Raw genomic sequence first — 12,369 nt, forward strand, 5'->3', positions numbered from 1 at the left:
TAACCGAGGGCGGGCCGCCGACCGGGCGGACCCGGGGCCGGAAGGGTCCGCCTACCGGCGCAGGTGTGCCATCAGCAGGGCGCGGTCGTCGTCCGGCGACCCGAGTGCGTCGATCAGCCGCGCGGCCCCGTCCTGGAAGTTCCCGCGGAGGATCCGCTCGGCCTGCCCCAGCATCCGGTCGATGCCCAGGGCGATGTCCAGCCCCCGGTCCTCGACCAGGCCGTCGGTGTAGAGCAGCATCGCGTCGCCCGGACGCAGCCACCCCGCCGCGGCCTCGAAGGTCGCGTCCTCGATCAGCCCCAGCAGGGGCCCGTGCGCCTCGACGACGCTCCACCGCCCCGTCCCCGCGTCATGGACGGCCGGCGGCGGGTGACCGGCGGAGCGGATCTCGAAGCGTCCCGAGGAGAGGTCCAGCGAGAGGTGCACCGCCGTGGCGAAGCCCTCCTCCCAGTCCTGGCGCAGCAGGTAGGCGTTGGCGGCGGGCAGGAACTCCGCCGGTTCCATGGCGCCCAGCAGCCCGCCGAAGGCCCCGGAGAGGAGCAGCGCCCGGGTGCCGGCGTCCTCGCCCTTGCCGGAGACGTCGACCACCGCGACCTCGAGGCGCTGCGGCGCGGAGCGGCTCGCGACCACGAAGTCGCCGGCGAACGGCGTGCCGCCGGCCGAGCGCAGCTCCCAGTCGACCTCCCAACGGGGCGGCAGGGGCGGGATCGCGCCCTGCTTGAGGATGCGGTCGCGCAGGTCGACCAGCATCGACTCCCCCATCACGCCGGCCACCCCCAGCCGGGAGCGCCGGAACGACCCCAGCAGCACGATGAAGCCCAGCCCGAAGAGCACCGCCACGCTCACCGCGACCAGCAGCGTCACCCGCGGGTGCTGGGTCACGGTGACGGCCAGCGTGAGGAGCACGAAGACGATGAACCACGGCAGCTGGCGCGGGCCCAGCACCAGGCTGGCCACCACCATCGGCAGCACGAGCAGGATCAGCGGCGCCACGCTGGGCAGCCCGATGATGGCCGCGGCCATCAGCAGGGTCACCACGACCAGCAGCACCAGCTCGTCGGACATGCCCGTGCGCACGGCGCGCTGGTAGCGCTGGCGGACTCGTCGGGTGGAGGCGGCCAGCACCGAGTTCCTCTCAGCCATGGGTGTCCTCGCGTGCGGGTGCCTGTGATCCTAGGGCCCGCGACCGGAAACGGGGCTGGCATCGAGGACACCAGAAGATGTTCCGGCCGGCCAGCACGTCGGTGCGCACGGCGGTGCCGCACACCAGGCACGGCTGACCGGTCCGGCGGTAGACGTAGACCTCCCCGCCGTGGTCGTCGCGGCGGGCGGGCCGCCCCATCGCCTCGGGGGTGTGCTCGGGCCGCACCGTGTCGATCCGGCCCAGCCTGACCCCCTCGGCCATCAGCTCGGCGAGGTCGTCCCACACCGCCCGGAACCGCGAGGGGCGCACGCTGCTGCCCGGGCGCAGCGGGTGCAGCCGTTGCCGGAACAGCACCTCGGCGCGGTAGACGTTCCCGACTCCTGCGATCACGTCCTGCGACATCAGCAGCTCCCCGATCGAGCGGGGGCTGCGCCGGATCCGCTCCCAGGCCGCTGCCGGGTCGGCGTCCGATCGCAGCGGGTCCGGGCCCAGGCGCGCGAGCACCTGCTCCACGGCCGCCCGGCCCACCAGGTCGCACCGGGTGGCACCGCGCAGGTCGGCGTAGGAGAAGGCGGCAGGACCGGTCACGGCTTCGAGCCGGAGCCGGACCTGTCCCACCGGAGGCGGGACCTGCGCGACCCCGGGATGCACGGCGAACCCGCCGTAGAGCCCCAGGTGGACGTGGACGAAGCGGTCGCCGGCGAACTCGACGAACAGGTGCTTGCCCGCGGAGTCGGCGCCGACCAGCAGCGAGCCGTCGAGCTGGCGCGCCTCGGCCTCGAAGCGCCCCTGGGGGCTGGAGACGGTGACGAGGTGTCCGGTGAACGTGCGGCCCAGGTCGTCGGCGAGCCGTCGGAGGGTGTGCCCCTCAGGCATCCGGCCCCTTCAGGGCCGACTCCGGGAGCGGCGGGAGGTCGCGGGTCTGCTCGTAGTCGGCCATCTGGGAGATCCGGCGCACGTGCCGCTCGTCCCCGGAGAAGGGGGTGGTGAGGAAGACCTCGACGAAGCGGGTCATCTCCTCCAGGGAGTGCATCCGGCCGCCGACCGAGACGACGTTGGCGTCGTTGTGCTCCTTGGCCAGCGCCGCGGTCTCCTCCGACCAGGCCAGCGCGCAGCGGACCCCGAGGACCTTGTTGGCCGCGATCTGCTCGCCGTTGCCGGAGCCGCCGATCACCACGCCGAGGCTGTCGAGCCCCTCGGCACGCTCCGCGGCGACCGCCTCGGCCGCACGCAGGCAGAAGACGGGGTAGTCGTCGAGGGCGTCGTAGACGAAGGGGCCGTGGTCGACGACCTCGTGGCCGGCGTCCACCAGCCAGTTCGTCAGGTGGTCCTTGAGCTCGAGGCCGGCATGGTCAGATCCGAGGTGCACGCGCATGACGGCATTCTCTCACCCACGGACGCGGCGCCTCCTCACAGGTGCTGGCGCAAGAAGCCCGCCACCTGTCCCATCAGCGGCTCGGCGGCGTCGAAGGCGTCCGGGTGACGCCAGAACCCGTGCAGCATCCCCAGGTAGCGGGTGCCCACCACCTCCACGCCGAGCTCGGCCAGCCGGGCGGCGAGCAGCTCGCCCTCGTCACGCAGCGGGTCGTGCTCGGCGGTCACCACCAGGGTCGGCGGCAGGGTGCCGAGCCGCTCGGAGCGCAGCGGGGCGAAGTCCGGGTCCTCGAGGTCCTGGGGCGAGGCGGCGTACTGGTCCCAGTACCAGCGGGCCTGCGCCGGCTCGAAGCCCTCCACCTCGGTGCGGTAGGACTCCCCCGCCATCGTGGGGTCGAGGAAGGGGTAGATGAGCACGAGCCCGGCGAAGCTCCCCGGGTGGCGCAGGGCGGCGACCAGGGCCAGGTTGGCCCCGGCGCTGTCCCCGTGCCCGAAGACCCGCGTGCCGGGCTCCAGGCCGAGGGCGGCCAGGCCGCCGTCGCCCAGCCAGGAGACCACCGCCGACACGTCGTCCGGAGCGGCCGGGAAGCGGTGCTCGGGCGGACGCCGGTAGTCGACGCTGAGCACCGCGAGGCCCGAGCGGTTGGCGAGCCGGCGCGCGGAGGCGTCGTGCACCTCGACGTCGTTGAGCACGAACCCGCCCCCGTGCAGGTGCACGACCAGCCCGGTTCCCGGGTCGCCCGCCGGTCGGTAGAACCGCGCGGGCACCCCGGCGGCCTCCACGTCGCGGACCTCGGCGACCTCCTCGCGCGGCGCGGCGAGCGCCGCGGCGCGGTCGGCCGCCCGGGAGGCCGCCACGTCGAAGCCGGGGTCGGTCACCGACGGCTCATCGGCAGCTGACTCCAGCGCGGCCCGCGCCTGTGGATGCAGCACCATCTCTCCCCCTCAGCGACCCATCAGAGCGTCCATCGCCACCGCGAGGGCGGCGGCGACCCGGAAGTCCACCCGCGGGTCCGGCACGTCCACGGTGTAGCGGTCGGTCAGGCTCCGCTGTCGCGAGACCGAGATCAGCGGCGCCCCGCCCGGGTCGACGAAGTCGAAGTGGATCGGCAGGAACGGCACGTCGGTGAACCGGCGCACCAGCGCGACCAGGAGGCTCCGCTCCTGACCCGTGCCGGTGTAGCCGGGGCCCTCGAGGTGGAACGTCGAGCGCAGCAGGCTGGTGCCGAAGTCCTTGCGGAAGAACCCCAGCGGGGCGCCCGCCCCGTCGGTGATGTCGTAGCCCGCCCCGAGGTCCATCGCCTGACGGGCCTTGAACCCGAAGACCGCCTGGCCGCGGGTCGAGTCGCTCCAGAAGGTCACCTGCTCCTTGAACGCGAAGCGCTTCTGCTCGGCGAAGGCCAGCAGGGCACCCGGCGAGCCGTCCGGCTCGGCCGCCTGCACGTCGTAGCGGTTGACCATCATGGTGATCTGCTGCCGGAGGTAGAACCGGGGCACGTGCCGGACGGGCTGCCCTGCGGGTGCGGTCATGCCAGGCCCAGCCGGGCGAGCTCGTCGTCCACCAGCGTGGGGTCGAGCTTGGTGAAGACCGGTGCCGGCTTCTCCACCGGGGTGCCCACCACCACCGGCCTGCGCTCCCAGGCACGGATCGAGGTGTAGTCGCCGGTGATCACCGGGTAGCCGGCGCCGCCGTCGAGGTCGTCGACCTCCTCGATCCTGGGCAGCGGCTGCACCGTGCCGTCGCCGCCGAGCGCCCGGTCCACCTCGTTGGCGGTGAACGGCAGGAACGGGCTGAGCACGGTGTTGAGGTCCTGGACGCACTGGGTCATCACGTGCAGCACGGTCGCCAGCCTGGCCGGGTCGTCCTTGATCTTCCAGGGCTCGGAGTCGGTGACGTACTTGTTGACCTCCGCCACGGCGCGCATCGCCTCGGTGATGGCGTGGCGCATCCGGTTCCGCCCGATCTGAGCGCCGACGGTGTCGAAGGCCTCCGCGCAGGTGGCCAGGATCGCCCGGTCGGCGTCGGTGAGCTCGCCGGCGGCGGGGATCTCCCCGAAGTTCCTGGCGACCAGGGTGGCGGTGCGGCTGACCAGGTTGCCCCAGCCCGCCACCAGCTCGGAGTTGGTGCGCTGCACGAACTCGGCCCAGGAGAAGTCGGAGTCCTGGTTCTCCGGGCCGGCGGCGGCGACGAAGTAGCGGAAGGCGTCCGCCTGGTAGCGCGACAGGAGGTCGGCCACGTAGATGACCACCTTCTTGGAGGAGGAGAACTTGCGTCCCTCCATCGTGAGGAACTCCGAGCTCACCACCTCGGTGGGGAGGTTGAGGACGCCGTAGTCGTGCACCTCGCCGCCCTTGCTGCCCTGACCGTTGTAGGCGAGGAGCTCCGCGGGCCAGATCTGGCTGTGGAAGGTGATGTTGTCCTTGCCCATGAAGTAGTAGGACAGGGCCTCGGGGTCGTTCCACCACTGGCGCCACGCCTCGGGGTCGCCGGTGCGGCGCGCCCACTCGATGGAGGCCGAGAGGTAGCCGATGACGGCGTCGAACCAGACGTAGAGCTTCTTGGTCGGGTTCTCCTGCCAGCCCTCCAGCGGCACCGCGATGCCCCAGTCGATGTCGCGGGTCATGGCCCGCGGCCGGATCTCGGAGAGGATGTTCTTGGAGAACTTGATGACGTTGGGGCGCCAGGTCCCCGAGGCGTCCCGCTCGTCGAGCCAGGCCCCCAGCGCCTCGGCCAGGGCGGGCAGGTCCAGGAAGAAGTGCTGGGTCTCGACGAACTCCGGCTTCTCGCCGTTGATCCGCGACACCGGGTCGATGAGGTCGTGGGGGTCGAGCTGGTTGCCGCACGCGTCGCACTGGTCGCCGCGGGCGCCCGGGGTGCCGCAGATCGGGCAGGTGCCCTCGATGTAGCGGTCGGGCAGGGTGCGCCCCGTGGACGGCGAGATGGCGCCGTACGTCGTCTGCTCCACGAAGTAGCCGTTGTCGTAGACGCCGCGGAACATCTCCTGGACCACCGCGTGGTGGTTGCGCGTGGTGGTGCGGGTGTACATGTCGTAGGAGAGCCCGAGGCCGACCAGGTCCTCCACGATGAGCCGGTGGTTGCGGTCGGCCAGCTCCTGGGGCGTCAGCCCGGCCTCGTCCGCGGCGATCAGGATCGGGGTCCCGTGCTCGTCGGAGCCCGAGACCATGAGCACGTCGTGCCCCGCCATCCGCATGTACCGACTGAAGACGTCGGAGGGCACGCCGAACCCGGCCACGTGGCCGATGTGGCGCGGGCCGTTGGCGTAGGGCCAGGCGACTGCGGATAGGACTTTGGTCATGGGTCGATCCTAGTGACGTGCGTCGAGCCGAGCCGCCGCGGCTAGGGTCGCCCCATGACCGAAACCCCCATGCTGGTCGCCGAGGACCTGATGCTGCTGCTCATGGACGACGAGAAGGGCCGGCTCGCCGCCTCGTCCCAGTCCCGGCCACTGTTCGGCGGGGCCCTGCTCGTCGAGCTGGCGCTCGACGGGGCCGTCGAGGTGGAGGAGAAGCGGGGATTCCTCCACACACCCCGGGTGCACGCGCGTCAGCCCCGCTCCCAGGACCGGCCCGACCCGCTGCTGGCGGAGGCCTGGCAGACCGTCTCGGAGAAGCCGCGCACCGCATCCGACCTCGTCGGTCGCCTCGGCAGGGGGACGCGCGAGGAGCTGCAGCGGCGGCTGGTGGCGCGGGGCATCCTGGAGGAGCGGGAGACGCGCGTGCTGGGGCTCTTCCCCAGCCGCACCTGGCCGGCCTCGGACCGCAGGCACGAGCAGGAGCTCCGCGCCGCGCTGCAGCGGTGCCTGGTCGGCGGTGCACAGCCGGACCCGCGCACGGCGAGCCTGGTCGCCCTGCTCGCCGCGGTCGACCAGGCACACCGGGTGGTGGACCGCGGAGCGCTGAGCTCCCGGGAGGTGCGGGGGCGGGCGAAGGCCATCGCCGAGGGGAGCTGGGCGGCCCAGGGCGTGCGGGACGCCGTCGCGGCCTCGACCGCGGCGATCACCACCGCGGTGACGACCGCGGCCGCCGTCACCGCCGCCGGGTCCTGAGCGGGCAGCCGCGGCCGGGCCGGCCGCCGACCACCGGCGGTCAGCGGTCAGCGGTCAGCGGTCAGCGGTCAGCGGTCAGCTGAAGTCGAGCTCGCCGGTCCGCGAGCGCTTGAGCTCGTAGAAGTAGGGCACCTTCGCCACCGCGACGCAGCCGTCCCAGAGCTGACCGGCCTCCTCGCCTCGCGGGATCTTCGAGAGCACCGGCCCGAAGAACGCCGCCCCCTCGATGGCGATGGTCGGGGTGCCCACGTCGTCGCCGACCTGGTCCATCCCCTCGTGGTGCGAGCGTGCCACCGCCTCGTCGTAGGAGGAGTCGTCCATCGCGTCGACCAGGTCGGCCTGGAGACCGGCCTCGGCGACGGCGGCCGTGATCAGCTCGCGGCTGATCGGCTGCTCCTGGAGGTGGATCCGGTTGCCCAGCGCGGTGTAGAGCGGGAGCAGGACCTTGCGGCCGTGGCGCTGCTCGGCTGCGATGCAGACCCGCACGGGGCCCCAGGCCGGCTCCAGCATCTTCCGGTAGTCCTCGGGGATGTCCTTGTCCTTGTTGAGGTAGGCCAGGCTCATCACGTGCCAGGTGACCTCGATGTCGCGCACCTGCTCCACCTCGAGGATCCATCGGGAGGTGATCCAGGCGAAGGGGCACAGAGGGTCGAACCAGAAGTCGGCCTCGGTCTTTGAGTTCGTCACCCCCGAAGTGAAGCAGACGCCCCTCGGCCGACCCTGGACGCCGTGGCCCGCAGTGACATGATGGACACCATGCCCGGAACCAACCTGACCAGGGACGAGGCGGCCACCCGCGCCGCTCTCCTGGACGTGACGTCCTACACCGTCGAGCTCGACCTCACCACGAGTGAGAAGACCTTCGGCTCCACCACGACGCTGGAGTTCTCCTGCCGAGAGCCTGGCGCGAGCACCTTCGCCGACCTGGTCGACGCCGAGGTCCACGAGATCACCCTGAACGGCCGCCCCCTGGACCCCGCCACCGCCTACGCCGACAGCCGGATCCTGCTGGACGACCTGCAGGGCGACAACGTGCTGGTGGTCCGTGCCGACTGCACCTACAGCCACACCGGCGAGGGCCTGCACCGCTTCGTCGACCCGGCCGACGACCGGGTCTACCTCTACAGCCAGTTCGAGGTGCCGGACGCGCGTCGCGTCTTCACCACCTTCGAGCAGCCCGACCTCAAGTCCAGCTTCACCTTCCACGTCACCGCGCCGGACCACTGGAAGGTGGTCTCCAACTCCCCCAGCCCCACCCCGGAGCCGCTGGGCGAGGGCAAGGCGGTGTGGCGCTTCGAGCCGACCGCACGGATGTCCACCTACATCACCGCGGTGGTGGCCGGCGAGTACCACGAGGTCCGCGACACCTACGAGGGCAAGTTCGGCACCATCCCGCTGGGGCACTACTGCCGGCAGTCGCTGGCGGAGCTGATGGACACCGAGGAGCTGGTGCGCACCACCCGGGCGAGCTTCGAGTTCTTCGAGGAGAAGTTCGACTTCCCCTACCCCTTCGGCAAGTACGACCAGCTCTACGTGCCGGAGTACAACATGGGCGCGATGGAGAACGCCGGGTGCGTCACCCTGCGTGACGAGTACCTGCCGCGCAGCCGGCAGCCGCGCTCCTTCTACGAGTTCCGCACCTCGGTGATCACCCACGAGATGGCGCACATGTGGTTCGGCAACCTCGTCACCATGCGCTGGTGGGACGACCTGTGGCTCAACGAGTCGTTCGCGGAGTGGGCCTGCTACTGGTGCGAGGCCGAGGCGACCGAGTTCACCGACGCCTGGACGGGCTTCGCCAACGCCCGCAAGCAGACCGGCTACCGGGCCGACCAGCTGCCCAGCACCCACCCGATCGCGGCCGACAACGTCGACCTGCACGCGGTCGAGGTCAACTTCGACATGATCACCTACGCCAAGGGCGCCTCGGTGCTCAAGCAGCTGGTGGCCTGGGTGGGCCTGGAGCCGTTCGTCGCCGGGCTGCGCCAGTACTTCAAGGACCACGCCTTCGGCAACGCCGAGTTCGGCGACCTGCTCACGGCCCTGGAGAGTGCCTCCGGGCGCGAGCTCCAGGGCTGGGCGCAGGAGTGGCTGCAGACCGCCGGCGTCAACACGCTGCGCCCCTCCTTCGAGGTGGCCGAGGACGGCACCTACTCCTCCTTCTCGGTCCTGCAGAGCGCCGCGCCCGAGCAGCCGACGCTGCGGCGCCACCGGCTGGGCATCGGCCTCTACGACGCCGTGCCCGGCGAGGACGGCGAGGACCGCCTGGTCCGCCGCGACTACCTGGAGGTCGACGTCGAGGGCGAGGCCACCGAGGTGGCCGAGCTGGTCGGCGTGCGGCAGCCGGCGCTGCTGCTCCTCAACGACGAGGACCACGCCTACGCCAAGATCCGGCTCGACGAGCGCTCCCTGGCCACCGCGGTCGACGGGCTCTCCCGGGTCGAGGACTCGCTGGCCCGTGCCCTGGTGTGGGGAGCGACCTGGGACATGACCCGCGACGGCGAGCTCCCGGCCCGTGACTTCGTGCGGCTGGTGCTGGCCAACATCGGGCACGAGACCGACTCCTGGGGCGTCACCCGGATCCCGGTCTCGGCGGCGATGGCGGTCAACCTCTACTCCGACCCGGCCACCCGGGCCGAGCTGCGCGCGGAGTGGGAGGCGGGGCTCCGCGCCCTGCTGCTCGCCGCGGAGGCCGGCAGCGACCACCAGCTCACCTTCGCCCGCTCCTACGCCGCGGCCGCCCGCTCCGACTACGCCCTGGCGGACGTGGCCGGGCTGCTGGACGGCTCCGTGGTCATCGACGGCCTCGCCGTCGACCAGGACCTGCGCTGGGCGCTGCTGACCTCGCTCGCCGCCGCCGGCCGTGCCGACGACGCCGCGATCGACGCCGAGCTCGCGAACGACGCGACGATCGAGGGCAAGGAGAAGGCGGCCGCCGCCCGGGTCGCCCAGCCGACCGAGCAGGCCAAGGCCGCCGGGTGGGCCGCGATCATGGACCCGGCCACCCCCAACGAGACCTCCCGGGAGATGGTCCTCTCCATCTTCCGCCCCGGTCAGGAGGAGGTCGTGGCGCCCTACCTGGAGAAGTACCTGGAGGCGGCCGACACCCTCATCGACACCCTCGGGTTCCACAAGGCCTCGACGGTGCTGGAGTACGGCTTCCCCAAGGTCCTGGCCTCGCCCGAGCTGGCGACCCGGGTCCGTGCCTGGCTGGAGGGCTCGACCGCGCCGAAGGGGGCCCAGCGCTACGCGCGGGAGGGCCTGGCCGACGTGGAGCGGGCGCTGGCCGCGCAGGAGTGCGACGCCCGGGCCGCCGCCGGCTGACCGAGCCGGTCGGCCCCGCCGACGACGTGGAGGAGCCCGGAGGCGTGACGCCTCCGGGCTCCTTCTCGTCGTGCCCCCGGGCCGGGCTCGCGCGGCGAGCAGGGCGGGGAGTCAGTTGCGCGCGTGCAGGGTGCGGGGCGCGACGGCGTGCTCGGCCAGCAGCGAGATCCCTCGCTTGAGGCCCGCGACCTCGTCGCCCTCGGCGAAGGCGGTCTGCATGGCGACCACGGCGAGGCCCACCTGGTCGTCGGTGAGGTGACGGCGCACCTCGCGGCCGGTCACCACCTCCAGGTGCCGGGCCATCGGGTCGACGACGATCAGCACGCTGCGCTCCGGGGTGGCGAGCGCGGCGTGCAGCCGCTCGGCGAACGGGCGCGGGGGGCCGTCGACGACCCCGCGGAAGAGGGAGAACTCGAACCTGCTGGTCTGTTCGGCCGCGCGGATGGCCCGGTCGAGCTCGGCCTGCTGCCGGCCGGTCAGCTCACCAGCTGCCACTTGCCCCACCGGTCTCCTTCGACGCGGTGGTCGACTCCTCGACCTCGGCGCGGCCACCGCGCGGCCCGCCGAGCCACTGGTCCTCGACGGGAGCGGTGCGGGTCGAGATCTTCTCGCCGCGCGCCAGGATGGGGGCGTAGAAGAGCAGGGTCACCAGCGCCACGCCACCCAGCGGCAGGGCGACCAGCAGGAGCAGGAAGTCCATGGCGGAGACGGGGTCGGGCTCCGACCAGCCCTCCGGGACGTCGGCGAGGGCGGGCGCGGCGAGGAGCACCGAGCCGGCCACGACCACCGGGACGATCAGGCGCAGCGACGAGCGCAGGACGCGGGCGGGGCTGGTCTCGGAGGAGGTCGTGGAGGTCACGGGGTGAGGATATCGCGCCCGCTCCGCGAGCCGGCACCTGACCACGGTGGCTCACCACCGGCTCGACATACTGAGCGCCATGCCTGCGCTGTCTCTCCTGCCCTCCGGCCCCTGCGAGGACGACCAGACCCTGTGCGAGTGGACCGAGCGGACGACCGGGAACGACCGGCTCGCCCAGCTGGCCGACATCGTGATCGGCAAGCCGCTCACCATCTCGCTGCTGGTGCTCGGTGCCCTGCTGCTGCGCTGGATGCTGCACCGGGTGGTCGACCGGGTGGTGCGTCGCGCCGAGCTGGGCATGGTCCCGGACCGGGTCGCCCGGGCGGCGATCACCACCTCGGCCAGGCTCGGCCGGAGTGCGGAGACCTCGCCGCGCGACCTGGCGGCCCGGACCCGTCGGGTCCAGCGGGCCAAGACGATGGGCAGCCTGCTCAAGAGCATCATCAGCGGTGTCGTGCTGGCCATCGCGGCGACGATGATCCTCTCGGAACTGGGGGTCAACATCGCGCCGATCATCGCCAGCGCGGGGATCCTGGGCCTGGCCCTGGGCTTCGGCGCCCAGACGCTGGTCAAGGACTTCCTCTCCGGCATCTTCATGCTCGTCGAGGACCAGTACGGCGTGGGCGACGTGGTCGACCTCGGCGAGGCCTCCGGCACCGTGGAGGCGGTCAGCCTGCGGGTCACCCGGCTGCGCGACATCAACGGCACCGTCTGGTACGTCCGCAACGGCGAGATCCTCCGGGTGGGCAACATGAGCCAGAACTGGGCCCGTGCCGTCCTGGACATCACCGTCACCTACGACGCCGACCTGGCCCGGGTGCGCCGGGTGCTCGCCGAGGTCGCCGAGGGCATGTGGGAGGACGAGGACTTCAAGGGCCGGGTGATCGAGAAGCCGGACGACCCCGGGGTCGAGGCGATGACCCTGGACGGGATCACCGTGCGGGTCTCGCTCAAGACCGCGCCGATGGAGCAGTGGTCGGTGGCACGGACCCTGCGCGAGCGGATCAAGGCGCGCTTCGACCACGAGGGGATCGTCATCCCGCACACCCGCTACGTGGAGTGGACGCCGGAGATGCCCGAGGAGGACTCCCCCGCCCAGCGCGCGGCCGACGGGGGCGAGTCGCCGGGCGAGCGGCCGGACGCCCCGCGGCGGTGAGCCGGGGCGACGGCCTGCACAATGGGGGCGTGAGCAGCTTCTACGACGAGATCGGCGGGATGGAGACCATCCGCACGGTCGTGGACACGTTCTACGAGGGCGTCGCGACCGATCCGCTCCTCCGCCCGATGTATCCCGAGGAGGACCTCGGGCCGGCCGCCGAGCGGTTCACCCTCTTCCTGGTGCAGTACTGGGGCGGCCCCAGCACCTACTCCGAGACCCGCGGCCACCCCCGGCTGCGGATGCGCCACGCGCCGTTCGAGGTGACCCCGACGGCCGCCCAGCGCTGGCTGGTGCACTTCCGAGCCGGGCTGGACAAGGTCGGGCTGACGCCGGAGCAGGACGCGCAGTTCTGGGACTACGTCACCCACGCCGCCCAGTTCATGGTCAACGCCAACGAGGTCCCCCGGGCCACCGACGGTCCGGCCGCGCGGCCGTCCTGACC

Annotated in this window: 13 protein-coding genes; 4 read left to right on the forward strand and 9 right to left on the reverse strand. The window is 72.3% G+C overall.

Annotated features, from left to right (window positions below; translation table 11 throughout):
* Positions 1 to 51 precede the first annotated feature (51 nt).
* From AC4BGE_RS02015 to metG, 6 genes are read right to left on the reverse strand one after another with little or no spacing between them, the layout of a single operon-like run.
* Positions 52 to 1,143, reverse strand: coding sequence for a PP2C family protein-serine/threonine phosphatase (locus AC4BGE_RS02015; protein WP_490574185.1), 1,092 nt, complete (start codon positions 1,141 to 1,143; stop codon positions 52 to 54).
* Entirely contained in the window at positions 1,136 to 2,020 is an 885-nt protein-coding gene (locus tag AC4BGE_RS02020) for an Fpg/Nei family DNA glycosylase (protein ID WP_490574186.1), read from the reverse strand. The genes AC4BGE_RS02015 and AC4BGE_RS02020 overlap by 8 nt, the downstream gene beginning before the upstream one ends.
* The gene (locus AC4BGE_RS02025) at positions 2,013 to 2,519 is read right to left on the reverse strand and encodes a ribose-5-phosphate isomerase (RefSeq protein ID WP_490569751.1); all 507 of its coding nucleotides are present in this window, start codon (positions 2,517 to 2,519) and stop codon (positions 2,013 to 2,015) included. Before AC4BGE_RS02025 ends, AC4BGE_RS02020 begins: the two co-directional genes overlap by 8 nt.
* A 35-nt stretch (positions 2,520 to 2,554) precedes the next feature.
* On the reverse strand, positions 2,555 to 3,454 hold the full coding sequence (locus AC4BGE_RS02030) for an alpha/beta hydrolase (protein ID WP_490574187.1): 900 nt from the start codon (positions 3,452 to 3,454) through the stop codon (positions 2,555 to 2,557).
* A gap of 9 nt (positions 3,455 to 3,463) precedes the next feature.
* Positions 3,464 to 4,048: an LURP-one-related family protein gene (locus tag AC4BGE_RS02035; RefSeq protein ID WP_490574188.1), complete on the reverse strand. Its 585-nt coding sequence runs from the start codon at positions 4,046 to 4,048 to the stop codon at positions 3,464 to 3,466.
* On the reverse strand, positions 4,045 to 5,835 hold the full coding sequence (metG, locus tag AC4BGE_RS02040; RefSeq protein WP_490574189.1) for a methionine--tRNA ligase: 1,791 nt from the start codon (positions 5,833 to 5,835) through the stop codon (positions 4,045 to 4,047). Before metG ends, AC4BGE_RS02035 begins: the two co-directional genes overlap by 4 nt.
* Positions 5,836 to 5,889: 54 nt before the next feature.
* Here metG and AC4BGE_RS02045 point away from each other — a divergent pair, with 54 nt between their 5' ends.
* On the forward strand, positions 5,890 to 6,585 hold the full coding sequence (locus AC4BGE_RS02045) for a GOLPH3/VPS74 family protein (RefSeq protein ID WP_490574190.1): 696 nt from the start codon (positions 5,890 to 5,892) through the stop codon (positions 6,583 to 6,585).
* Between the two features lie 75 nt (positions 6,586 to 6,660).
* On the opposite strand, the gene AC4BGE_RS02050 is transcribed toward AC4BGE_RS02045, so the two are convergent.
* Positions 6,661 to 7,272, reverse strand: a complete 612-nt coding sequence (locus AC4BGE_RS02050) for a mycothiol-dependent nitroreductase Rv2466c family protein (protein WP_490569746.1) — start codon at positions 7,270 to 7,272, stop codon at positions 6,661 to 6,663.
* A 42-nt stretch (positions 7,273 to 7,314) separates the two neighbouring features.
* Between AC4BGE_RS02050 and pepN the strand changes: the two genes are divergently transcribed.
* Positions 7,315 to 9,909 carry an aminopeptidase N gene (gene pepN, locus AC4BGE_RS02055; RefSeq protein ID WP_490569745.1) on the forward strand — a complete coding sequence of 865 codons (2,595 nt, stop codon included), beginning with the start codon at positions 7,315 to 7,317 and terminating at the stop codon, positions 9,907 to 9,909.
* Positions 9,910 to 10,020: 111 nt separating this feature from the next.
* Here the strand turns inward: pepN and AC4BGE_RS02060 are convergent, their stop codons facing one another.
* Together AC4BGE_RS02060 and AC4BGE_RS02065 are read right to left on the reverse strand one after the other, a co-directional pair.
* Positions 10,021 to 10,413, reverse strand: a complete 393-nt coding sequence (locus AC4BGE_RS02060; protein ID WP_490569744.1) for a DUF5130 family protein — start codon at positions 10,411 to 10,413, stop codon at positions 10,021 to 10,023.
* Complete coding sequence (locus AC4BGE_RS02065; RefSeq protein ID WP_490569743.1) at positions 10,391 to 10,768, reverse strand: hypothetical protein; 378 nt, start codon at positions 10,766 to 10,768, stop codon at positions 10,391 to 10,393. Before AC4BGE_RS02065 ends, AC4BGE_RS02060 begins: the two co-directional genes overlap by 23 nt.
* A 79-nt stretch (positions 10,769 to 10,847) precedes the next feature.
* Between AC4BGE_RS02065 and AC4BGE_RS02070 the strand changes: the two genes are divergently transcribed.
* Positions 10,848 to 11,924 carry a mechanosensitive ion channel family protein gene (locus AC4BGE_RS02070; protein ID WP_490574191.1) on the forward strand — a complete coding sequence of 359 codons (1,077 nt, stop codon included), beginning with the start codon at positions 10,848 to 10,850 and terminating at the stop codon, positions 11,922 to 11,924.
* A 29-nt stretch (positions 11,925 to 11,953) separates the two neighbouring features.
* Complete coding sequence (locus tag AC4BGE_RS02075; RefSeq protein WP_490574192.1) at positions 11,954 to 12,367, forward strand: globin; 414 nt, start codon at positions 11,954 to 11,956, stop codon at positions 12,365 to 12,367.
* Positions 12,368 to 12,369: the final 2 nt, after the last annotated feature.

The sequence above is a fragment of the Nocardioides sp. Z50_6 genome (assembly GCF_058215755.1).

Excerpts from the sequence above, each read along its gene's own strand:
- AC4BGE_RS02035 (WP_490574188.1), bottom strand. The coding sequence starts at position 4,048 with ATGACCGCACCCGCAGGGCAGCCCGTCCGGCACGTGCCCCGGTTCTAC.
- metG (WP_490574189.1), bottom strand. The coding sequence starts at position 5,835 with ATGACCAAAGTCCTATCCGCAGTCGCCTGGCCCTACGCCAACGGCCCG.
- AC4BGE_RS02025 (WP_490569751.1), bottom strand. The coding sequence starts at position 2,519 with ATGCGCGTGCACCTCGGATCTGACCATGCCGGCCTCGAGCTCAAGGAC.
- AC4BGE_RS02030 (WP_490574187.1), bottom strand. The coding sequence starts at position 3,454 with ATGGTGCTGCATCCACAGGCGCGGGCCGCGCTGGAGTCAGCTGCCGAT.
- AC4BGE_RS02015 (WP_490574185.1), bottom strand. The coding sequence starts at position 1,143 with ATGGCTGAGAGGAACTCGGTGCTGGCCGCCTCCACCCGACGAGTCCGC.
- AC4BGE_RS02045 (WP_490574190.1), top strand. The coding sequence starts at position 5,890 with ATGACCGAAACCCCCATGCTGGTCGCCGAGGACCTGATGCTGCTGCTC.
- AC4BGE_RS02070 (WP_490574191.1), top strand. The coding sequence starts at position 10,848 with ATGCCTGCGCTGTCTCTCCTGCCCTCCGGCCCCTGCGAGGACGACCAG.
- AC4BGE_RS02020 (WP_490574186.1), bottom strand. The coding sequence starts at position 2,020 with ATGCCTGAGGGGCACACCCTCCGACGGCTCGCCGACGACCTGGGCCGC.